General features: G+C 40.9%; 11 protein-coding genes, 1 tRNA gene, 10 pseudogenes and 1 riboswitch. Of the genes and pseudogenes, 11 read left to right on the top strand and 11 right to left on the bottom strand.

Annotated elements, in window-relative coordinates; translation table 11 throughout:
* Positions 1-26 precede the first annotated feature (26 nt).
* Positions 27-103 (top strand) — tRNA-Met (locus E3U36_RS04935).
* A 60-nt stretch (positions 104-163) separates the two neighbouring features.
* Here the strand turns inward: E3U36_RS04935 and amiC are convergent.
* The gene (amiC, locus tag E3U36_RS04930; protein ID WP_180817296.1) at positions 164-1,420 is read right to left on the bottom strand and encodes an N-acetylmuramoyl-L-alanine amidase AmiC; all 1,257 of its coding nucleotides are present in this window, start codon (positions 1,418-1,420) and stop codon (positions 164-166) included.
* Positions 1,421-1,667: 247 nt separating this feature from the next.
* On the opposite strand from amiC, the pseudogene E3U36_RS04925 reads away from it, so the two are divergent.
* From E3U36_RS04925 to E3U36_RS04910, 4 genes and pseudogenes are all read left to right on the top strand, one after another.
* Positions 1,668-1,861: pseudogene (locus E3U36_RS04925) on the top strand (amino-acid N-acetyltransferase); the annotation flags it as partial.
* 75 nt (positions 1,862-1,936) lie between these two features.
* Positions 1,937-2,860: pseudogene (locus tag E3U36_RS04920) on the top strand (IS5 family transposase).
* Between the two features lie 56 nt (positions 2,861-2,916).
* A pseudogene (gene argA / locus E3U36_RS04915) lies at positions 2,917-4,046 on the top strand (amino-acid N-acetyltransferase); the annotation flags it as partial.
* Positions 4,047-4,110: 64 nt separating this feature from the next.
* Positions 4,111-5,034, top strand: a complete 924-nt coding sequence (locus tag E3U36_RS04910) for an IS5 family transposase (RefSeq protein WP_180817295.1) — start codon at positions 4,111-4,113, stop codon at positions 5,032-5,034.
* 147 nt (positions 5,035-5,181) lie between these two features.
* Here E3U36_RS04910 and E3U36_RS04905 read toward each other — a convergent pair whose 3' ends face one another.
* Positions 5,182-6,264, bottom strand: coding sequence for a porin (locus tag E3U36_RS04905; RefSeq protein ID WP_180817294.1), 1,083 nt, complete (start codon positions 6,262-6,264; stop codon positions 5,182-5,184).
* Between the two features lie 167 nt (positions 6,265-6,431).
* Here E3U36_RS04905 and E3U36_RS04900 point away from each other — a divergent pair, with 167 nt between their 5' ends.
* Together E3U36_RS04900 and E3U36_RS04895 are read left to right on the top strand one after the other, a co-directional pair.
* Positions 6,432-7,355 carry an IS5 family transposase gene (locus E3U36_RS04900; protein WP_180817293.1) on the top strand — a complete coding sequence of 308 codons (924 nt, stop codon included), beginning with the start codon at positions 6,432-6,434 and terminating at the stop codon, positions 7,353-7,355.
* Between the two features lie 229 nt (positions 7,356-7,584).
* A riboswitch (M-box (ykoK) riboswitch) is annotated at positions 7,585-7,757 on the top strand.
* Positions 7,758-7,932: 175 nt separating this feature from the next.
* Positions 7,933-8,895, top strand: a pseudogene (locus tag E3U36_RS04895) (magnesium transporter).
* Positions 8,896-8,921: 26 nt separating this feature from the next.
* Here the strand turns inward: E3U36_RS04895 and E3U36_RS04890 are convergent.
* The 3 genes and pseudogenes from E3U36_RS04890 to E3U36_RS04880 all read right to left on the bottom strand — a co-directional run bounded on the left by E3U36_RS04890 (position 8,922) and on the right by E3U36_RS04880 (position 12,052).
* Positions 8,922-9,428 (bottom strand): SprT family zinc-dependent metalloprotease, encoded by a 507-nt coding sequence (locus E3U36_RS04890; protein ID WP_180817292.1) that lies wholly within the window; start codon positions 9,426-9,428, stop codon positions 8,922-8,924.
* A 190-nt stretch (positions 9,429-9,618) separates the two neighbouring features.
* Positions 9,619-10,773 (bottom strand): methionine adenosyltransferase, encoded by a 1,155-nt coding sequence (metK, locus tag E3U36_RS04885; protein WP_180817291.1) that lies wholly within the window; start codon positions 10,771-10,773, stop codon positions 9,619-9,621.
* Between the two features lie 355 nt (positions 10,774-11,128).
* Positions 11,129-12,052 (bottom strand): annotated as a pseudogene (locus E3U36_RS04880) (IS5 family transposase).
* Between the two features lie 441 nt (positions 12,053-12,493).
* Here E3U36_RS04880 and speA point away from each other — a divergent pair.
* The 3 genes and pseudogenes from speA to E3U36_RS04865 all read left to right on the top strand — a co-directional run bounded on the left by speA (position 12,494) and on the right by E3U36_RS04865 (position 16,765).
* A pseudogene (speA, locus tag E3U36_RS04875) lies at positions 12,494-14,417 on the top strand (biosynthetic arginine decarboxylase).
* 148 nt (positions 14,418-14,565) lie between these two features.
* Positions 14,566-15,489: an agmatinase gene (gene speB / locus E3U36_RS04870; protein ID WP_180817290.1), complete on the top strand. Its 924-nt coding sequence runs from the start codon at positions 14,566-14,568 to the stop codon at positions 15,487-15,489.
* 217 nt (positions 15,490-15,706) lie between these two features.
* Positions 15,707-16,765 (top strand): anthrax toxin-like adenylyl cyclase domain-containing protein, encoded by a 1,059-nt coding sequence (locus E3U36_RS04865; RefSeq protein ID WP_238337520.1) that lies wholly within the window; start codon positions 15,707-15,709, stop codon positions 16,763-16,765.
* A 33-nt stretch (positions 16,766-16,798) separates the two neighbouring features.
* Here E3U36_RS04865 and mutH read toward each other — a convergent pair whose 3' ends face one another.
* Together mutH and E3U36_RS04855 are read right to left on the bottom strand one after the other, a co-directional pair.
* Positions 16,799-17,488 (bottom strand): DNA mismatch repair endonuclease MutH, encoded by a 690-nt coding sequence (gene mutH, locus E3U36_RS04860; RefSeq protein ID WP_180817288.1) that lies wholly within the window; start codon positions 17,486-17,488, stop codon positions 16,799-16,801.
* An 840-nt stretch (positions 17,489-18,328) separates the two neighbouring features.
* Positions 18,329-19,252: an IS5 family transposase gene (locus E3U36_RS04855; RefSeq protein ID WP_180817287.1), complete on the bottom strand. Its 924-nt coding sequence runs from the start codon at positions 19,250-19,252 to the stop codon at positions 18,329-18,331.
* Here E3U36_RS04855 and E3U36_RS12935 point away from each other — a divergent pair.
* A complete protein-coding gene (locus E3U36_RS12935; RefSeq protein ID WP_255479091.1) occupies positions 19,246-19,374 on the top strand; it encodes a hypothetical protein in 129 nt (42 codons plus the stop codon). The genes E3U36_RS04855 and E3U36_RS12935 overlap by 7 nt on opposite strands.
* Here the strand turns inward: E3U36_RS12935 and leuD are convergent.
* The 4 pseudogenes from leuD to E3U36_RS04835 all read right to left on the bottom strand — a co-directional run.
* Positions 19,317-19,876, bottom strand: a pseudogene (gene leuD / locus E3U36_RS04850) (3-isopropylmalate dehydratase small subunit). The gene E3U36_RS12935 and the pseudogene leuD sit on opposite strands and share 58 nt — an antisense overlap.
* A pseudogene (gene leuC / locus E3U36_RS04845) lies at positions 19,873-21,303 on the bottom strand (3-isopropylmalate dehydratase large subunit). Before leuC ends, leuD begins: the two co-directional pseudogenes overlap by 4 nt.
* A gap of 3 nt (positions 21,304-21,306) precedes the next feature.
* Positions 21,307-22,388 (bottom strand): annotated as a pseudogene (gene leuB / locus E3U36_RS04840) (3-isopropylmalate dehydrogenase).
* Between the two features lies 1 nt (position 22,389).
* Positions 22,390-23,382: pseudogene (locus E3U36_RS04835) on the bottom strand (2-isopropylmalate synthase); the annotation flags it as partial.
* Between the last annotated feature and the right edge of the window lie 33 nt (positions 23,383-23,415).

Here is a 23,415-nt window from a genome sequence, read left to right as displayed (position 1 = left end):
CCTGAGTATAGTGAGCCGCTATCGGACGCGGGATGGAGCAGCTTGGTAGCTCGTCGGGCTCATAACCCGAAGGTCGTCGGTTCAAATCCGACCCCCGCAACCACCTTTCATTAAATATCAAATTAGTTTCCCTACAGGACTATTATCTATCTAATTAACTCACTTAACGCAAAGCCAGTTTTCCGCCGTTGTCGAAATAAGCTTTAATACCCCGAAAAATGGATTCTGCCATCTGCTGTTGGAATTTTGCTGTCTTTAGTTTTCGCTCTTCTTCAATATTACTGATAAAAGCAGTTTCAACTAGAATTGACGGGATGTCTGGTGCCTTTAATACCGCAAAACCAGCTTGATCAACAATGTTTTTATGTAATTTGTTAACGTTACCTATCCGTTTAAGCACTTCTATCCCAAATTTCAAACTATCATTAATAGTCGCCGTCTGAACTAAATCAAACATGGTGTGATCAAGATATTTATCACCACTGTTACTGACACTGACACCACCAACCAGATCGGCCTCATTCTGTGTTTGAGCTAAATAACGGGCGGTATTACTGGTTGCTCCTTTGGTCGATAATGCAAATACTGAGGAACCTCTCGCCTTACGATTAGTAAAGGCATCAGCGTGAATAGAAACAAATAAATCAGCTTGCATTTTCCGCGCTTTTGCAACTCGCACTTTTAAAGGAATAACAACATCTTCATTACGAGTCATATAAACTTTCATCTTAGGTTCACGATTAATTAATATTTTTAATCTACGTGCAATTTGCAATACTATATCTTTTTCCCGCGTTTTATATTTTCCTATAGCACCAGGATCTTCTCCACCATGACCAGGATCGATCATGATGATAATTGGCCTATCTCTCCCGGCTTTACCCGCTGGTTTTTTCGCTTTAACCGGCAACGTATTATCCAATTTACCTTTGTTATAATCTTCTAATAGCGCTAACAACGGATCATCATCAGTGTAAACACCTGAAGCAGGATAAAAATCAACCACTAAACGATGTTTAAAACCAGCAACAGGCGCAATAGTAAACATTTGTGGTTCAACATGAGTTTTTACTTCAAAAACTAAGCGAACCGTTTTTTGATCAAATTGGCCTACTCTGACTAATTTTAAATAAGGATCACGTGAACTGATTTGCTGGCTAATGCCCTGCAACACACTATTTAACTGCATATTTTCTAAATCAACAACAATACGATCAGGCCCAGATAAAGCAAATTGACGATATTTTAAAGCAATATTCGATTCTAACGTTACTCGGGTATAATTAGAGGCAGGCCAGATACGAATAGCAACTATACTGGAAGATGAAGCTAGCCCGAATGGACTAATACTTAACAGCATAGTAGCCACTGCACCTTGCAGAAGACGTCGTCTTGAAAAACCGTGATTTGAATGATCCATCGAAAAATCCACTTAAAGCATCAAATAATTATAAACCGCTCAATATTATCAACAACAAAAAAATAACTATAGAAAACTTTAACCAATCATTAATGAGCTGTCATTAATAAATTGCTCTTTATGAATAATTAGCTACTAATATATTCTGAAGCAATAATGATGATTTTTCATGCATTTCTTCTTGCTATTTGGTGTCAAAAATCATAAAAATACTTTCATTAAGAACAGTCATTTATATGAGGAACATATGAAAGGACGTCGTACTGATTTAGTTAATAAATTTCGCCACTCTGTTCCCTATATTAATATACATCGCGATAAAACCTTTGTTATTACATTAAACGGTAACGCTATCGCAGATAAAATTTTGCTCATATCATTAGCGATATCGGTTTATTACACAGTCTAGGTATTCGGCTAGTTATTGTTTATGGCATACGCGGCTTTGTTGAATAAATCGAACTTTTAGGTGATTGGCGGAGCTGATCGCTAAATTCGTTTCAACATCAGGTCCCCATGGCAAAGCAAAAGTTTAAAATTACCAACTGGCCCGCGTACAACAAGGCACTCAGACAACGCGGTTCCCTGACGGTCTGGCTTGATGAGTCGGCCATCGCTGGATGGACTGACAGTTCTTCGCCTGAAGGTCGTGGCCGGCCGCTTTACTACAGCGATATGGCTGTTACCACTGTCCTGATGATGAAGCGTGTGTTTAACCTGTCGCTACGGGCATTACAGGGCTTCGTTGATTCGATTTTTAAACTCATGTCTTAGCCGCTGTGCTGTCCGGACTACTAGCTGGTCAGCAGACGAGCAAAGAGCGTCAACATCAGCATAAAAACGCCACCGCGTGGTGAAATCTCGCATCTGGTCATCGACAGTACCGGTCTGAAGGTCTTTGGCGAAGGTGAATGGAAAGTCAGGCAGCATGGGGCTGACAGACGAAGAGTGTGGCGCAAGCTTCATCTGGCAGCAGACAGTGTGACTCATGAGATTATCTGTGCCGACTTATCGCTCAGCGGAACGACAGATGCGCAGGCACTGCCGGGCCTGATTAACCAAACCCACCGGAAAATCAGGGAAGTGTCAGCAGACGGTGCTTATGACGCCTGTTACTGCCACGATGCGTTGCTAAGAAAGAAAATCAGGCCCCTTATCCCGCCGCGAAGCGGAGCGAAATACTGGCCGGACAAGTACCATGAACGTAACCATGCGGTGGCGAATCAGCGTCTGAGCAGGAGTAATGATATGTGGAAAAAGAAAGTGGGTTATCACCGGCGTTCAGTGGCAGAAACAGCGATGTTCCGCATAAAAACTTTGCTGGGTGGCCATCTGAGGCTGCGTGACTATGAGGCTCAGGTAGGTGAAGCAATGGCGATGGTCAAAGCGCTGAACCGTATGACGTTGTTGGGTATGCCACACAGCGTCAGGATCGGATAACAGCTGTAGCAGAGGGAGCCATCCTGGCGGCTAATTCTGATTTATTCAACAAAGCCGGCATACGCCCACAGATAGATAAAAAACTCATAAACCAACAATATCCTATAATCTACCATAAAAATATTTGCGTCACTGATGCAAATACCTTATATCGGTGACATTACAATTAGATATTACTGCTCTGTTATCAATTAGTCTCAACAATACGCCATTGCAAAGTGCCCATATAAATGTCGTCAGTGGTAATTTTATTATTGCTCAACCTTTAGGGATTGACGATGGTGTTGATTACTGCCATAGCGGAGGTATACGAAGAATCGATGAAGTATCCATCAACCATCATGTAAAAAACTGCTACATTGTATTAATTAGCCCAATTGCTGTTTCGGTCACCGGAGAAAGTTTTAATTTGTCTACAGAAACAATCGCAACACAATTGGCAATAAAATTAAAAGCAGAAAAATTAATTGGATTTTGCTCTTCACAAGGAATTAGTGATAAAAATGGCAATAGATTATCGGAACTCTCGCCGAATGAAGCTGAAAAGTATATTGCTGAATTGGAAAAACAGCCAAATAATCATTCTGACATACTGCATTTTTTATATAGCGCAATTAAAGCATGCCGGCAAGGTGTTCGTCGTAGCTATTTGATAAGCTATCAAGAGAATGGTGCTTTATTACAAGAACTTTTCTCTCATGAAGGTATCGGTAGCCAAATTATCATGGAAAATTGTGAACAAATTCGTCTAGCTAATATCAATGATATAGCAGAAATATTAGAATTAATTCAACCGTTGGAACAGCAAGGAATATTAATTTGCCGTTCACGTGAGCAATTAGAAATAGAAATTGACAAATTTACTATCATCGAGCGAGAAAATATGATCATCGCTTGCGTAGCACTTTATGACTATTTAGAAGAAAAGTCTGGAGAAATGGCTTGCCTGGCTGTACATCCTGATTATCTTAATTTATCAAGGGGTGAAAAACTGCTTAAACACATTACTCTACAAGCCAACAATTTAAATTTAGAAAAACTTTTTGTATTAACAACCCGAAGTACTCACTGGTTTCTAGAAAGAGGATTTTTTCCAGCAAAAGTTGATATGTTGCCAATAAAAAAACAAGCGCTTTATAATTATCAACGATGCTCAAAAATTTTAATACTTAATAGGCTTTGTTGAATAAATCGAACTTTTAGGTGATTGGCGGAGCTGATCGCTAAATTCGTTTCAACATCAGGTCCCCATGGCAAAGCAAAAGTTTAAAATTACCAACTGGCCCGCGTACAACAAGGCACTCAGACAACGCGGTTCCCTGACGGTCTGGCTTGATGAGTCGGCCATCGCTGGATGGACTGACAGTTCTTCGCCTGAAGGTCGTGGCCGGCCGCTTTACTACAGCGATATGGCTGTTACCACTGTCCTGATGATGAAGCGTGTGTTTAACCTGTCGCTCCGGGCATTACAGGGCTTCGTTGATTCGATTTTTAAACTCATGTCTTTGCCGCTGTGCTGTCCGGACTACTCGCTGGTCAGCAGACGAGCAAAGAGCGTCAACATCAGCATAAAAACGCCAACGCGTGGTGAAATCTCGCATCTGGTCATCGACAGTACCGGTCTGAAGGTCTTTGGCGAAGGTGAATGGAAAGTCAGGCAGCATGGGGCTGACAGACGAAGAGTGTGGCGCAAGCTTCATCTGGCAGCAGACAGTGTGACTCATGAGATTATCTGTGCCGACTTATCGCTCAGCGGAACGACAGATGCGCAGGCACTGCCGGGCCTGATTAACCAAAACCACCGGAAAATCAGGGAAGTGTCAGCAGACGGTGCTTATGACGCCTGTTACTGCCACGACGCGTTGCTAAGAAAGAAAATCAGGCCCCTTATCCCGCCGCGAAGCGGAGCGAAATACTGGCCGGACAAGTACCATGAACGTAACCATGCGGTGGCGAATCAGCGTCTGAGCAGGAGTAATGATATGTGGAAAAAGAAAGTGGGTTATCACCGGCGTTCAGTGGCAGAAACAGCGATGTTCCGCATAAAAACTTTGCTGGGTGGCCATCTGAGCCGGCGTGACTATGAGGCTCAGGTAGGTGAAGTAATGGCGATGGTCAAAGCGCTGAACCGTATGACGTTGTTGGGTATGCCACACAGCGTCAGGATCGGATAACAGGTGTAGCAGAGGGAGCCATCCTGTCGGCTAATTCTGATTTATTCAACAAAGCCCATGGGGACCTGATGTTGAAACGAATTTAGCGATCAGATCCGCCAATCACCTAAAAGTTCGATTTATTCAACAAAGCCATATTAAATATAATTAAAAATAATAGACTAAGCCTATGCCTAAAACATTATCAGTGCTAATGCCGTAATTTTCAGTAAATTTATTCTTATTTAATAAATTAATTTTATAATCTAACAGTGCAGCAAATTTTTTATTAAAATAGTAGAATGAGCCTAGTGATATGAATTTATTTAAGTAATTATTTCCATATTCTCCAAGACCTTTCCATCGAGCCTGAATATAAGCTAATGATGGTTTCAAACCATAATCAAATGTATATTGAGCGACAATTTCACAAGTTTCTGTTTTAGGTGCAATGTTGGTATTTGTCGAGCCAAAAGGTGTCGTATTACGTGTTTCAATATAAGTTGATGCCAGATAGACGTTATTGGCATTATATTTCGCACCAATACTCCAAGTTTCTGCGCGTGTGCCATTGGCATAGTAATTAACCGTGTCATTATTGACATTGTGTGAATTACTATAACTGCCGCCAAAACTTAGTCCAAAATCAGTATTATAAATCACTGATAGACCGTAGCCGTCACCGTTATTTTGCTTGGCTGTACTTACACCTGAGTTATTATTATCCGTATTTTTTCCTTGATATTGTAATGCAATGTTTAATCCATCAATATAGCCAAATAAATTATTGTTGCGATAGGTAAGTAAATTTCTATTTCTACCGTTCATATAATTATCCGGCATTGATATGCCATCATCCAAAAATATTGGCAGGACATCAATCCAGCCGTCAATATGATATAGCACGCCATAATTACGGCCGTAATCAATAGAACCTAAATATTTATGATTAATTCCAACGTAGGCTAATCGATTTTTATCGATATGGTTATCCTCTGTTTTATTAACCATTGTTTCCCATTCAAATTGACCAAATCCAGTAAGGTTATCGGAAATTTCGGTGCTGCCTTTAATTCCAACCCGAACTCTTGAATCATCTCCGCCACTTTTACCTTTACCAATATGATTTCTCACATCAATTTTTCCGTAAAGATCTAGCTTATTTCTATCTTGATTATATATTTCAGCTGCGTTGGCAATATTAGTGACGGGAAATACTAACATTAACAATGCAATACGCCTTATTTTCATGCTACTCATCCTCTTCTCTTGTTTTGTTTTTGTTAATTTTAAGTAATTTAATTTGTTGTAAATATTTTATGTTTTTGTTTCATATAAAGACAGGCTTTGTTGAATAAATCGAACTTTTAGGTGATTGGCGGAGCTGATCGCTAAATTCGTTTCAACATCAGGTCCCCATGGCAAAGCAAAAGTTTAAAATTACCAACTGGCCCGCGTACAACAAGGCACTCAGACAACGCGGTTCCCTGACGGTCTGGCTTGATGAGTCGGCCATCGCTGGATGGACTGACAGTTCTTCGCCTGAAGGTCGTGGCCGGCCGCTTTACTACAGCGATATGGCTGTTACCACTGTCCTGATGATGAAGCGTGTGTTTAACCTGTCGCTCCGGGCATTACAGGGCTTCGTTTATTCGATTTTTAAACTCATGTCTTTGCCGCTGTGCTGTCCGGACTACTCGCTGGTCAGCAGACGAGCAAAGAGCGTCAACATCAGCATAAAAACGCCAACGCGTGGTGAAATCTCGCATCTGGTCATCGACAGTACCGGTCTGAAGGTCTTTGGCGAAGGTGAATGGAAAGTCAGGCAGCATGGGGCTGACAGACGAAGAGTGTGGCGCAAGCTTCATCTGGCAGCAGACAGTGTGACTCATGAGATTATCTGTGCCGACTTATCGCTCAGCGGAACGACAGATGCGCAGGCACTGCCGGGCCTGATTAACCAAACCCACCGGAAAATCAGGGAAGTGTCAGCAGACGGTGCTTATGACGCCTGTTACTACCACGATGCGTTGCTAAGAAAGAAAATCAGGCCCCTTATCCCGCCGCGAAGCGGAGCGAAATACTGGCCGGACAAGTACCATGAACGTAACCATGCGGTGGCGAATCAGCGTCTGAGCAGGAGTAATGATATGTGGAAAAAGAAAGTGGGTTATCACCGGCGTTCAGTGGCAGAAACAGCGATGTTCCGCATAAAAACTTTGCTGGGTGGCCATCTGAGGCTGCGTGACTATGAGGCTCAGGTAGGTGAAGCAATGGCGATGGTCAAAGCGCTGAACCGTATGACGTTGTTGGGTATGCCACACAGCGTCAGGATCGGATAATAGGTGTAGCAGAGGGAGCCATCCTGGCGGCTAATTCTGATTTATTCAACAAAGCCTTAAATAACTTACGATTTTAAATATTATTTTTGTTTATTAACTCTGCCGATTGATTTTATTATTTATCAACTTAAACAAAAGCTAAACTATATGTAATGCTATAATTGGAAAAGCTATTTATCTTCATTATAATCCGCCCGAGTTAATATTATTTTTTAATATTAAGCGCGGTGCAGTATCTCGTTAGGCGAGGCTCCTATACAAACATAGGTTGCTGATCTGACGACGTCGAGAGACGCCCAAAATCAGGACAGGATATATCGAGTCAAGGTGTATCCCCATGTAACTTCATGCTATTTTCAGGATACGTTGTATAGTGCTAAAACTGATACGTTGAGATATCTTAATATTCTCGCATCTAGTTTTGCCATTATATTGAGAACTGTTTGCAGTTTATAACAGTGATAGGGTTTCGAAAATGAAGTTAACATCCCTACAAAAAACGGCTCCCAATGTGGTGTGTCCGGCCAATAGTCCTACAGAAAATTTCAATGAGTAACATCATAATAAATTTGATGAAGTGAAAGTTAGTGCATATATGAGCCAATCTTATATTGCAGTTTCTATGAATGATTCTGTTGCCGCTATTAAAAATAATCTGGCTAATATAATTACCGGCGATTAAATCCCGACTTATCTTTATGTAATTGATAAAAATAAATATCTGAATGGTGTGTTATTAATGAAAACATTATTAACCTCATCAGATGAATTATTTGTATCAGATATTATGCAATGTGATTTTTTTTCTGTTTCACCAGATCAATCACGAGAAGAAGTGTTTGCTCTTCTCAATCATTGTGATGTTGATTCTATTCCGGTTGTGGAGTTTTCTAAACTAAAAGGGGTATTACGTGCTCAAGACATCGCTGAATTAATTGAGGATGAGAATACCCACGATGCACATCTACAAGGCGCCACGCTACCTTTAGAAGTGCCTTATATGTCAACCAGCCCAATAACATTATGGCGTAAACGTGTTGTTTGGTTATTGATGCTATTTGTGGCTGAAGCTTATACAGGTTCAGTATTGAAAGCTTTTTCTGATCAGTTGGAATCTGCCATTTCATTAGCTTTCTTTATTCCTTTATTAATTGTCACCGGCGGTAATAGTGGTACTCAGATAACTGCTACTTTAGTGCGAGCAATGGCATTAGGGGAAGTCAGTTTACGTAATTTAGGTGCTGTGCTTAAAAAAGAGATATCTATATCATTTTTAGTGGCACTAACGATAGGTTGTGTTGGCATATTTCGTGCCTGGATCTTGAACGTAGGCTATCAAGTTACCCTGGTTGGCGGTTTGACTATGATGGCAATTACTGTGTGGAGTGCGATTGTTTCTTCGATTATTCCAATGGTACTGAAACGATTTAATATTGATCCTGCGATTGTTTCTGCTCCCTTTACTGCAACTTTTATTGATGGCACAGGATTAATTATTTACTTTGAAATTGCTAAGATGCTTATGACTGATTTAGCTTGATCAACAAAGGAGAGTGATTCGCTCTCCTATTGATTTTGCCAAACAAGATATTGACCACATTTTTTGCAAATATACTCCCCTTTCCCGAGTTGGATTTTGTTGTGCCGCCGTAGGGTTAATTGATGAGATAGGTCGCACTTGCAATGGTAATGAAAAGTCTGCTTATGAATTGAGGTTAATGCAAACTGATGTGTTCTCTGTGGTGGAGCATCAAGGATTATTGCCATCATCCATTTCCATTCTTTACCATGAGGGGCTGTTTTACCAAAACAGTGATATACCAATAAATGGGCTAACTCATGTGGAATAACTTGATTGATAAAAATTTCACCATTTTCAATCAGAAAAATGGGGTTAAGACGTATTTCCCACGCCTCCAGGTGAGCACTACCAGCGATGGTTCCTCGTTGTCGGTAATTAATCAACGGTTCTGTAAAGGTTTTTCCTAATTTGGTACTCGCTGTAGCCAGTTTGTTGCGCAATACTCGCATGACAATCTGTTGTAAAGCGATAGGTACTCGATGTGATTTCATACTATTAATATGGTTAAATGGGCTAAGCGTGAGCTTAGAACAAAAGTAATTAATTTATTATGGTATTTTTTAAATAATCGTTAAAAAATTTTAATAACTAATTGCTATTTTTGCATAGTTCTAAAATAACAAAAGGGAAAGTTATCTAACTGTCCCTTTGCTGTTTTAACAAGATAAAATCGACGATTAGTTAATTAAAACCGACGGCTGCGCGAAGTTCAGCAACTTTATCCGTTTTTTCCCATGGGAATTGAGGACGGCCAAAATGTCCATACGCTGCAGTTTGACGGTAAATAGGCTGTAATAAATTGAGCATTTTGACTAGACCATAAGGACGTAAGTCAAAGATTTTATGCACTAAATGAACCAGCGTTTCATTGGCTATTTTTTCAGTACCGAAAGTTTCGATCATGATGGATGTCGGTTCAGCGATACCAATCGCATAAGAAATTTGAATTTCACAGCGATCAGCAAGTCCCGCGGCAACAATATTCTTTGCTACGTAGCGCGCTACATAGGCAGCAGAACGATCGACTTTAGACGGATCTTTGCCAGAAAAAGCCCCGCCACCATGGCGAGCCATGCCACCGTAAGTATCGACAATAATTTTACGGCCAGTTAAACCACAATCACCCATTGGACCGCCTATAACAAAACGACCTGTTGGATTAATAAAATAGTTAGTATTTTTCTGTAACCATTCTGTCGGTAATACGGGCTTAATAATTTCTTCCATTACCGCTTCTGATAAGGTGTCTTTGCTAATTTCTTCAGCATGCTGAGTAGATAAGACAATAGTATCAATGCCCACTATTTTATTATTTTCATATTTGAAAGTGATTTGGCTTTTAGCATCTGGACGTAACCAGGGCAAAGTACCATTTTTTCGCACTTCTGCTTGGCGTTCGACTAAGCGGTGAGCATAAGTAATTGGCGCTGGCATAAGAACATCGGTTTCGTTATTAGCGTACCCAAACATGATCCCTTGATCGCCTGCGCCTTGTTCTAAAGGATTTGCACGATCGACTCCTTGATTAATATCAGGAGATTGTTTGCCAATTGCACTGATAACAGCACAGGAATTGGCATCAAAACCCATATTGGAGCTGGTATAGCCAATTTCGCGTATCGTGCGCCGCGTAATTTCTTCAATATCTACCCAGGCGCTGGTCGTAATTTCACCGCCAACCATTACCATACCTGTTTTTACATAGGTTTCACATGCAACGCGTGCTTTTGGATCCTGTTCAATAATTGCATCAAGAACTGCGTCTGAAATTTGATCTGCAATTTTATCAGGATGACCTTCTGATACTGATTCAGAAGTGAAAAGATGTGTGGTCATAGATGTTTTATTACCTTAAAAATTCGGAGAAACTGAATTAGATGTATTACCATCCAGACGTCTATTATAATGTTAATTTTGCGCTATTGCTAGCTGTTTTTTATCTTTGTTGATGGCAAAAATCTGATTTGCTAGATATAGATAAATATGTTGATGTTTTATTCAATTTGATTTTGGATTTTTCTTATAATAAAGGTATAAACAGCGCGATAACTGATGAACCTTTTTTCTCATCAGGCGTTATGCGGTAGTATCGGTATTGATACTACTTCTCAATTTAAAATGGTTACGTTCTGAGGGGCTTTGTTGAATAAATCAGAATTAGCCGCCAGGATGGCTCCCTCTGCTACAGCTGTTATCCGATCCTGACGCTGTGTGGCATACCCAACAACGTCATACGGTTCAGCGCTTTGACCATCGCCATTGCTTCACCTACCTGAGCCTCATAGTCACGCAGCCTCAGATGGCCACCCAGCAAAGTTTTTATGCGGAACATCGCTGTTTCTGCCACTGAACGCCGGTGATAACCCACTTTCTTTTTCCACATATCATTACTCCTGCTCAGACGCTGATTCGCCACCGCATGGTTACGTTCATGGTGCTTGTCCGGCCAGTATTTCGCTCCGCTTCGAGGCGGGATAAGGGGCCTGATTTTCTTTCTTAGCAACGCGTCGTGGCAGTAACAGGCGTCATAAGCACCGTCTGCTGACACTTCCGTGATTTTCCGGTGGGTTTGGTTAATCAGGCCCGGCAGTGCCTGCGCATCTGTCGTTCCGCTGAGCGATAAGTCGGCACAGATAATCTCATGAGTCACACTGTCTGCTGCCAGATGAAGCTTGCGCCACACTCTTCGTCTGTCAGCCCCATGCTGCCTGACTTTCCATTCACCTTCGCCAAAGACCTTCAGACCGGTACTGTCGATGACCAGATGCGAGATTTCACCACGCGTTGGCGTTTTTATGCTGATGTTGACGCTCTTTGCTCGTCTGCTGACCAGCTAGTAGTCCGGACAGCACAGCGGCAAAGACATGAGTTTAAAAATCGAATCAACGAAGCCCTGTAATGCCCGGAGCGACAGGTTAAACACACGCTTCATCATCAGGACAGTGGTAACAGCCATATCGCTGTAGTAAAGCGGCCGGCCACGACCTTCAGGCGAAGAACTGTCAGTCCATTCAGCGATGGCCGACTCATCAAGCCAGACCGTCAGGGAACCGCGTTGTCTGAGTGCCTTGTTGTACGCGGGCCAGTTGGTAATTTTAAACTTTTGCTTTGCCATGGGGACCTGATGTTGAAACGAATTTAGCGATCAGCTCCGCCAATCACCTAAAAGTTCGATTTATTCAACAAAGCCGTTCTGAGGCTGAATGTTATAACCATGTTTTGAGGTGAATGGGTAATGTTCCATTATCAGCAAATAGCAAATTACCAATCATCACAGCTTAATGTCTGTGTAGCCGCTTCTATTTCCTTTCTCTATATTATGGCTTCTAGTCGAAATTATAGGTCGTACTCGAGACAGACTAAAATCATTCATTGATAAGTTGTTTTGCAACTATTAAATAACAGAATGATTGCTGAGTTGTCATGAATCCTTTTTTAATAAAATAAGAGTTATTGCTGTTTCCTGGAAATTTTAAAATTTGCACAGAATATTATCTCATTAGATAGTATATGTTGAGGAAAAAGTGAAGCTCATACTCCATTTCAGGAGATAAGTATGAATAACAATATCGCGCGTAAAATGCAACAAACTTATAATATTGCATATTGGGGAGGCGGCTATTACCAGGTTAATGAACAAGGTAATATTACTATGTGTCCTAATCTTGCCCAACCAGACGCGAAAATTGATTTAGCCGCTTTAGTTGAAAAAGTACAGGAGGAACAGCAACATCTGCGTTTGCCGGCCCTGTTTTGTTTTCCGCAAATTTTACCACATCGATTGCGGTCAATTAATGCTGCATTTGAACGGGCGCGTCGTGATTATGGCTATCAAGGTGATTACTTTCTTGTCTACCCAATTAAGGTAAATCAGCAGTGGCGAGTGATTGAAACTTTAGTGAGATCAGGAGAACCTTGAGGTTTAGAAGCCGGCTCCAAAGCAGAATTAATCGCTGTATTAGCGCATGCAGGTATGACGAAATCAGTGATTGTTTGTAATGGCTATAAAGATCGGGAATATATTCGTTTAGAGTTGATCGGCTAAAAGCTTGGCCATAAAGTTTACTTAGTGATTGAAAAAATGACTGAATTTGCCCTAGTTTTGGATGAAGCTAAAAGGTTAGATGTTATTCCTCGGTTGGGAGTACGAGCACGTTTGGCGTCACAAGGTTCGGGTAAATGGCAAGCGAGTGGTGGTGAGAAATCAAAATTTGGGTTGGCCGCGGCTCAGGTTTTGCAGTTGATTGATACATTAAGAAGTGAAGGGCGCCTGGAAAGTTTGCAATTATTACATTTCCATTTAGGTTCTCAGATGTCTAATATTCGCGATATTGCCACAGGCGCTAGAGAGGCGGCTCGTTTTTATGTTGAGTTACATAAATTAGGTGTCAAAATTGAATGTTTTGAGGTTGGTGGTGGTCTTGGGGTTGATTATGAGGGGACTAGGTCGCAATCAGATTGTTCTGTCAACTATGGTTTAAACGAATACGCCAATAATGTTATCTGGGCGATAGGTGAAGCTTGTGATGAACATGGGTTAGAGCATCCAACGGTGATCACTGAATCTGGTCGAGCGTTAACCGCACATCATACCGTATTAGTTTCCAATATAATTGGTGTTGAACGTAATGAATTTACTAAGATCACGCCACCACCGAAAGATACCGAATTATTGCTGATTTCCCTGTGGGAGACATGGAATGAAATGCAACAGGGAAATAGCCGTTCATTACGTGAATGGCTGCATGATAGTCAACTTTCGTTATATGATGTGCATACCCAATATGCCCATGGCATGTTAAATTTGACAGATCGTGCTTGGGCTGAAGAGCTTTATCTTAATATTTGTCGTCGTGTATTCAGCAGGATTTAGATCCCAGTAATCGAGCTCCTCGTCCGATTATCGATGAGTTACAAGAGCGGATGGCTGATAAGTTATATGTTAACTTTTCGTTATTTCAATCTATGCCTGATGCCTGATGCCTGATGCCTGGGGGATTGACCAACTTTTTCCAGTATTACCGATTCAAGGATGAAATGCGCCATTAGAACGGCGGGCGGTTTTATTAGATATTACCTGTGATTCGGATGTTATTATTGATCACTATATCGATGGTGATGTTATCGCTGCTACTATGCCGATGCCTAATTATGATCTGGAAGAGCCGCCGATGATAGACTTTTTTATGGTCGGTGCTTATCAAGAAATATTAGGCAATATGCATAATTTGTTTGGCGATACAGCAGCGATTGACGTCTATATTGATAATTCAGGTGAAGTCAGGTATTTACAAAGTGAATAGGGAGATTCGGTGGCGGATATGCTCCATTACGTCAAGCTTGATCCTAACATGTTATTGACGCTTTTTCGTGATCAAGTCAATAGTAAAGATTTGACGAAAAGTTTAAAGGAGCAGTTTCTGGCTGAATTTGAAACAGGATTATATGGTTATACCTATTTAGAAGGTGAGTCAATATAAGTTAGCCAAGGTTATTGAGCGATAAGGGAATAAATCTTAACCGGTGCATCGTCAATCTCGTCCTTTAAGACAGGGAGGATGCCAGGCAGAAGCGCAGTAGTCTTAATAGTGAAAGTTATTCACTAATAAACAGTTTGAGATAAATTATATGATCAATAATACATTAAATAATCAAGAAGATAACTCTTTGGTTTCTAATGCCTTTGGTTTCATGCGTTTTCCACTCCATTTTTCACCTTATGATAGTGATGCACAATGGGTGATCACAGGTGTTCCCTTTGATATGGCGACATCAGGTCGGGCGGGCAGCCGTCATGGGCCGGCTGCTATTCGACAGGTATCAGCAAACCTGGAATGGGAGGGTAAACGTTGGCCATGGCAGTTTGATCTCAACGATCAGTTAAAAGTAGTTGATTGCGGAGATCTGGTATTTGCTTTTGGTGATGCACAGGATATGAGCGATAAGTTGCAGGCACATATCGAAAAGTTATTGGTATCCGGCAAAAGATGTTTAACCTTTGGTGGTGATCACTTTGTCACGTTACCTTTACTGCGTGCACACGCAAAGCATTTTGGCCCCATGGCGTTGGTTTATTTTGACGCTCATACCGATACTTATAGTAATGGCAGTCAAGTTGATCATGGTACCATGTTTTACCATGCGCCAAATGAAGGATTAATTGATGCCACACACTCAATTCAGATTGGTATTCGGACCGAATATGATAAGCACAATGGCTGTACAGTGTTGGATGCAGCTTATGTGAATGACGCACCGCTGGAAGATATTATTGCTCAGATAAAATCGACAGTGGGTGAATTACCGGTTTATTTGAACTTTGACATTGATTGTTTGGATCCTGCCTTTGCGCCAGGTACAGGAACGCCGGTTGTCGGAGGGTTAACCAGTGATCTTGCCTTAAAGTTGTTGCGAGCTTTACAACCATTGAATATTGTTGGCATGGATATTGTGGAAGTTGCTCCGGCTTATGATCATTCACAAATTACTGCCTTAGCGGCGGCTACCATCGCACTGGATATGCTTTATATTCAGGCTAGCAAAAAGCGTTAACTAATCTATATAATTTTGCAACAAAAATGTGCCATAAATGGCACATTTTTATTTGCGCTAAAGTCAACTAATTATCTATCAAATTGAATGAATATTAGTTAAGACATGCAATCAATCTGAATTTATTTTTTACTTATTAAAGTAAGTTATGTGACTGTTTTTTTATGCAATAAAATAGGTAAAATATCACTTTTTAAATGGCAGGAACAAAGTATAAATGCATCGTATATCTAATAATTTAATATTAAATGCTGCCTATCCTAGACAAATGGCGGAACAACCTGTTCCTTCCACTAGTTGTCAGAAAAACCAACCAAAAAGTGGTATTCCAGCAACGCATTTAAAAACCCTTTCTAACTATGCGATTCAAAAAAATCTCATTTATGGTATTCGACCCATTAGTCCATATGCGACCTCTTTAATTGAAGCCGGTTATCCCACTAAGCCGCTTATGATTAAAGGGAAAACTGCCGATTGGGGTCCACAAGCCGGATTTATTTGTGTTGATCAAAATTTTAGTCAGCTTGTTGGACAGTCAGAACAGGTGCAAAAATACAATGCTTTGATCAGTAAAAATATACAAAATGGTGAAGCAATTGGTGTGCCTTTGACTATAACTAGCGATAGGATCAACGAACTGATCGAGTTAGGTTGTCTTGAGTCATTTCGCTCACGTGGCGATCGCATGATTTTATTAGCACGCTCCCCAACTGGGCAGGAATATCAATTTGAAGCTATTCCTCAATCTAATAATCATAACCACTATCGAATAGAAATAGCCGGGAAACCGATTTATGTGTTAAGTGAACCGGAAATACAAGAATTTTTTGTCCCTGATTATGATTTATTACTAGTCTCTACTCATTTCCGTGATTTTGGTGCGTTTGATAACATTACATCATATAAACGTAATGATCCCATACAAGGAACAACAAATTCTCGTGCTGAGTGGTTAGCTGATGATATTCACTGTGCGCTAGGTCGTGATAAACAGCATAAGCTGATTCATCATGGTGCATATGTTTATAATGAGTCATCGGAGTTGGCTGACAATTTTCCGGTAACGCTATTTTTGCCTAAAGTGATTGGAAAATATGCCAAAATAACGGTACTGGATTCAGTAGAGGCACTGGATGAATTTATTCAAGCCGCCAAAAATGAAGGTTACCATGTACCACTCAATGTACGTTGGCAAGAAATGCACAATATTCGTCGCGCGTCTTTTGAAAAGTCCCATCAACGAATTGAACATTTTTTTCGTAAATTGTCATTATAAAGACCACACTCGGCAGATAGCTGAGTTAAGTTGTTATTTATGCGTTGGTAAATCAAAATGGCGGGCCAGTATTGGAGCAGTAAAATTTTTCTTCAGATAAAATCCACGCGGTAGCGTCATTATTGGCTGGCCGTATCTACCTATCCCTTCTGTCAAAGCCTTATTATTTGCAGCTTTAGGGCGGATTTGTAGTACCTGGCCATGGCGTGCGGTGATGTTTTCAACCTGACCTAATACGATCATATCCATTAATTCTTCCCAATCTGTTTTAAGCAGCTGCTCTTCAATGGGATTGGGACTCCACAATAAGGGTGAAGCAACTCTTCGTTTAGCTAATGGGATTTGGCGCTCACCTTCAATGGGTATCCATAAAACCCGTGATAGCTTATGACGTACATGACTTGAAAGCCAGGTTACTCCACTATTACCGGTTAAAGCTGCCACACAAACGAAGGTTGTTTCTAATGGCTCACCATAGCGGTTAATAGGGATGGTTTTAAGTTCAATACCAAGATGAGCAAAATCTTGTTCTGCTTTGCTACCAGCATTTGCGCCTAAACAATATTCTAATAACTGACCTACCCAACCTTTAGCAAATCTAAGGTCGTGGGGGACTGCGATACCTGCCTGATAAGCCAGTTCAGCCATGGTATAACCCGCTAGGCTTTTGGCTTTACTCAGTAAACTTTGTTCATCATAAGTGGGCAGGGGAGAAAATTGCATAAATCACGCCTGTATAAAAAATAGCCAGTTAAATTTGTACACACAGTGAAAATTTTAACATAGATCGAGTAAATAAGAACAATCCATTGATAATCAAATCATTTTATCCATGGTCGATATATTTTTTTTCTGTTATGAATTTAATCGAATCGGTAATAAACAGGATCTCAGCTATAGTTATCCACAATTTTACTGGATAACTCTAATAAAAAGCCTTTACTGGTTTAATTTACAGTCTTGACAGGATGGTTTATGTTAAAAAGAGCTGTTAGCTTGTTTAACAAAACAGCGTATCCTGTGGATAAAATGGATATTGCTGGATCTTTGTTCATCCTGTTTTGATGGTTAGCTATCTGTTCTGCTTTGAGCTATGTTTAATCGATTAAATCGATTTATCTCTATGAAAAAAAACTATTAATTTTTTATTTCGAAATCTATCGATTGAAAAACTTATGAAATTATACCCTGTTTACTCTAGCTTTTTTCACATGGATATCCACAGAAAAGGTGAATAAATTAATAAATATAGCCCTACATGTGGATAATTTTCATTATTAATAGATAAATTAAATTATTTTTCAGTAAATAAAACGCAATATAAGATTTAGGCATCTAATTAAATAGAATGTCATCACCTTTTCTAACATTTTAATTAATTTAAATAAAAAGAAAAATCATCAGGCTTTGCCTACATAGTGAGGCAGTGCCTGTTATTTGAACTTTTATCGCAAAAATAGTGGTTGCTGCTCTTCATAACTGGTAATGAACTTTTCATATTGTAAAGGGCTTTGTTGAATAAATCAGAATTAGCCGCCAGGATGGCTCCCTCTGCTACAGCTGTTATCCGATCCTGACGCTGTGTGGCATACCCAACAACGTCATACGGTTCAGCGCTTTGACCATCGCCATTGCTTCACCTACCTGAGCCTCATAGTCACGCAGCCTCAGATGGCCACCCAGCAAAGTTTTTATGCGGAACATCGCTGTTTCTGCCACTGAACGCCGGTGATAACCCACTTTCTTTTTCCACATATCATTACTCCTGCTCAGACGCTGATTCGCCACCGCATGGTTACGTTCATGGTACTTATCCGGCCAGTATTTCGCTCCGCTTCGCGGCGGGATAAGGGGCCTGATTTTCTTTCTTAGCAACGCATCGTGGCAGTAACAGGCGTCATAAGCACCGTCTGCTGACACTTCCCTGATTTTCCGGTGGGTTTGGTTAATAAGGCCCGGCAGTGCCTGCGCATCTGTCGTTCCGCTGAGCGATAAGTCGGCACAGATAATCTCATGAGTCACACTGTCTGCTGCCAGATGAAGCTTGCGCCACACTCTTCGTCTGTCAGCCCCATGCTGCCTGACTTTCCTTTCACCTTCGCCAAAGACCTTCAGACCGGTACTGTCGATGACCAGATGCGAGATTTCACCACGCGTTGGCGTTTTTATGCTGATGTTGACGCTCTTTGCTCGTCTGCTGACCAGCGAGTAGTCCGGACAGCACAGCGGCAAAGACATGAGTTTAAAAATCGAATCAACGAAGCCCTGTAATGCCCGGAGCGACAGGTTAAACACACGCTTCATCATCAGGACAGTGGTAACAGCCATATCGCTGTAGTAAAGCGGCCGGCCACGACCTTCAGGCGAAGAACTGTCAGTCCATCCAGCGATGGCCGACTCATCAAGCCAGACCGTCAGGGAACCGCGTTGTCTGAGTGCCTTGTTGTACGCGGGCCAGTTGGTAATTTTAAACTTTTGCTTTGACATGGGGACCTGATGTTGAAACGAATTTAGCGATCAGCTCCGCCAATCACCTAAAAGTTCGATTTATTCAACAAAGCCATTGTAAAGTCAATCCAATATTAGCTAACCCATTTATCAAGCAATAACGATGAAAATTATCAATGCTAAAAAATAAGTTTTATCCCAAGCAATGACTGTTTGGGTCGTCAAATCAATGGTGAATTGACAACCCTCATATTGTTCAACATAGTTAAATAACTGGTTAATTTCTTCTTCATTTAATTTAATTGGTAATAATTGGTTGTTAAAGGCATTGTTATAGAAAATATCGGCAAAACTTGGCGCAATAACGGCGCAAAAGCCCTAATCTGTTAATGCCCACGGCGCATGTTCGAGCGATGATCCACAACCGAAATTTTCACGGACTAATAAAATAGTGGCACTTTGGTAACGTGGTTTATTAAGGACAAAATCCGGATTAGGTTGTTGCCCGTTATCGTCCAGGAAACGCCAATCGTGGAAAAGGTGTTGACCAAAACCGATTCAAGTGACTTTTTGTAAAAATTGTTTTGGAATAATCACATCAGTATCAATATTGGCAACATCTAAAGCAGCCACTAAGCCGGTGTGTTGGATAAACTTTTTCATTTTGCCAATTCCTGTTTTATTTGATTATTATCGATCTTACGTACATCGACAAAATGGCCGTAAATAGCCGCCGTGGCTGCCATTGCTGGGCTGACTAAATGAGTTAGACCGCCACGGCCTTGCCGTCCTTCAAAATTACGGTTGCTGGTGGAGGCACAACGTTCGCCAGGAGCAAGGCGATCGTTATTCATTGCTAAGCACATAGAGCAACCAGGTAAACGCCATTCAAAACCCGCATCGATAAATATTTTGTCTAAACCTTCGTGCTCAGCTTGTGCTTTTACTGGCTCTGAACCAGGAACAACAATTGCTTGTACATTAGGGGCCACTTTTTTGCCTTGCGCGATAGCTGCAGCAGAACGCAAATCTTCAATACGCTAATTAGTGCAAGAACCGATAAATACCTTATCAATCTTAATGTCGGTCAATTTGCTCCCAGCTTGTAAGTCCATATAATTTAATGCTTTCTCTGTAGAAGCATATTCAGTGGGATCGCGCAATTGATCTGATGACGGTATGGGGCTATCGATCGCAATTACTTGCCTAGGGTTAGTTCCCCAGGTAACCTGAGGGGCGCTTTCATCAGCATAGATAGTTTTGATCGCATCATAATGAGCACCGGGATCAGTCTTCAGCGTTTTCCAATAACTAACGGCTTGTTGCCACTGTTCTGTGCTTGGTGCAAATTGTCGGCCTTTAATATCATTAACAGTGGTTTCATCAGGCGCAATAATACCCGCCTTAGCACCCATTTCAATTGCCATATTGCAGACAGTCATTCGGCCTTCCATAGTTAAGTTTTCAATTGCTTCGCCGCAAAATTCAATAACATAACCGGTGCCACCGGCACTACCGATTTTGCCAATCATCGCCAGTACCATATCTTTTGCTGTGATGCCATTAGCTAGTTTACCAATGACCTCAATTTTCATGATTTTAGCTCGAGCTTGTTTTAAGGTTTGCTTGGCCAAGACATGCTTAACTTCGGATGTGCCAATACCAAAAGCTAATGCGCCAAATGCACCATGAGTTGCTGTGTGGGAATCACCGCATACGATAGTCATGCCAGGTAAAGTTATGCCTTGTTCTGGCCCAATAACGTGGACAATACCTTGGAAAGGGTGTTTTAAATCGTAAAGAGTAATAGCAAATTGTTGACAATTTTTTATCAAGGTTTGCATTTGAATGCGAGCCATCTCAGCACTAGCATTAATGTCTTTAGTCTGAGTAGAGACATTGTGATCCATGGTAGCAAAAGTTTTATTGGGTTGTCTGACCGAGCGGTTATGTGCTCTCAATCCATCAAATGCTTGAGGCGAAGTGACTTCATGCAGTAAATGGCTATCGATATAAATTAATGGTGTTTCATTTTCCGTTTCATGGACAATGTGTGCATCGTACAATTTTTGATATAAAGTTCTCGCCATAATCTAAACCTCTTGCATAATATGACTGGCAATAATACTGCCCATTTCATCGGTACTGACAAATTGCTTATCTAATGCCAAGTCCTGAGTTCGATAACCTTGCAATAAGGTTTTATTGACGGCATTTTCTATCGCATCAGCAATATGTGGTTGGTGCAGGCTATAACGCATCAATAGCGCTACAGATAAGATTTGCGCAATTGGATTAGCAATATTTTTACCAGCGATATCCGGTGCTGAGCCGCCAACTGGTTCGTATAAGCCAAAATTTTGTTGATTTAAACTGTCGGAAGGTAACAGCCCCATTGAACCGGTAATCATTGCACATTCATCGGAAATAATATCGCCAAAAATATTAGAGCAGAGCAGAACATCAAATTGAGCAGGATCTTTGATGAGCTGCATAGTGGCATTATCGATATACATATGATTGATTTCGACATTGGGATAAATTTTGGCAATATCATTGACAACTTCTCGCCATAAAATCGAACTTTGCAATACATTAGCTTTGTCTATTGATGTTAATTTATAGCTTCGTTTACGTGCTGCCTGAAAAGCGATATGCGCAATGCGTTCTATTTCAAAACGATGATAAATCTCGGTATCAAAGGCTTTTTCATCAATACCAGACCCAACACGTCTTTTAGGATGACCAAAATAGATCCCACCGGTTAATTCACGCACACAAAGAATATCAAAACCTTTTGCGGCAATATCCGCCCGTAATGGACAGAAGTTATTTAAACTAGGATATAGACTAGCGGGTCGTAGGTTACTAAATAACTGAAAATGTTTACGTAAGGGTAATAATGCGCCACGCTCAGGCTGACTAGCAGGCGGCAGGTGTTCCCATTGCGTGCCACCAACTGAACCAAAGAGTATCGCATCCGCTTGTTGGCAACCTGAAAGTGTTGCAGCTGACCATGGCGATCAATAGCAATTCCGCCGACATAATATTTATGTGTTACGATGGTCAAATTAAACTGTTGGCCAATAGCAGCTAATACCTTTAAGGCTTGTGCCATAACTTCAGGGCCAATACCATCCCCTGGTAAGACAGCAATATTATAATTACTAGCCATATTATTGCACTACCTCTGTATTGCTGTGATTTTTTTGTTTTTTCACTAATTCTGCGCGCCAAATGTTATTTAACACATTGATCATTGCCATAGCCGACGATTCGACAATATCGGTTTCCAGGCCGATACTATGAAAACGTCGGCCAAAGCATTCTGCAACGATATCAACTTGACCTAAAGCTTCATTGCCATGACCTTTAGCGGATAACTGGTAGGAAATCAGTTTAATTGGATATTTTGCTATTTTATTAATGGCCTGATAAATCGCATCCACCGAACCATTGCCTGTTGCTGCATTAGATTTTTCCTTATCGCCACATATTATTTTTATCGTGGCTGTGGCTAGTAGATTTGAGCCAGATTGGATACTGAAATAGGCTAAACGGAAAAATTCAGGCTCTTGTTGTTGATTTATAAAAGCTAAAGCTTCCAGGTCATAGTCGAAGATCTGGCCTTTTTTATCAGCTAAGTGCAAAAATGCTTCATACAAACGTTCTAAATTGTAATTTGTATCTTGATATCCCATCTCTGTCATTCGGTGCCTTACCGCCGCTCGGCCAGAACGAGAAGTCAGATTTAATTGCGTTTCCCTTAAGCCAATGGATGCTGGTGTCATAATTTCATAAGTTTCTCGATTCTTTAGTACACCATCTTGATGGATACCTGAATAATGTGAGAAAGCATTACTGCCAACGATCGCTTTATTAGCAGTGAGAGGGGCATTACATAACTTGCTGACTAATTGGCTGGTACGGTAAATTTCTTGATGATTAATATTTGTTGTGACGGCCAACATTTTTTGGCGCACTTTAATTGGCATAATAATTTCTTCTAAGGCCCAGTTGCCAGCGCGTTCTCCTAAACCATTAATCGTTCCTTCTACTTGTCGAGCACCGGCTTGAATTGCAGTAATAGAATTTGCTACCGCCATACCTAAATCATTATGACAGTGGACCGAAATAATGGCTTTATCGATGTTTGGTACTCGATTAAATTAGCCCCATAAATTATCCTCTTCATACATTTT

It is taken from the genome of Arsenophonus endosymbiont of Aphis craccivora, assembly GCF_013460135.1.
In the GTDB taxonomy this organism is placed as follows: Bacteria; Pseudomonadota; Gammaproteobacteria; order Enterobacterales; family Enterobacteriaceae; genus Arsenophonus; species Arsenophonus nilaparvatae.
Note: the sequence above shows the minus strand (reverse complement) of the source record. Positions and strands in the feature narration are given on the sequence as shown.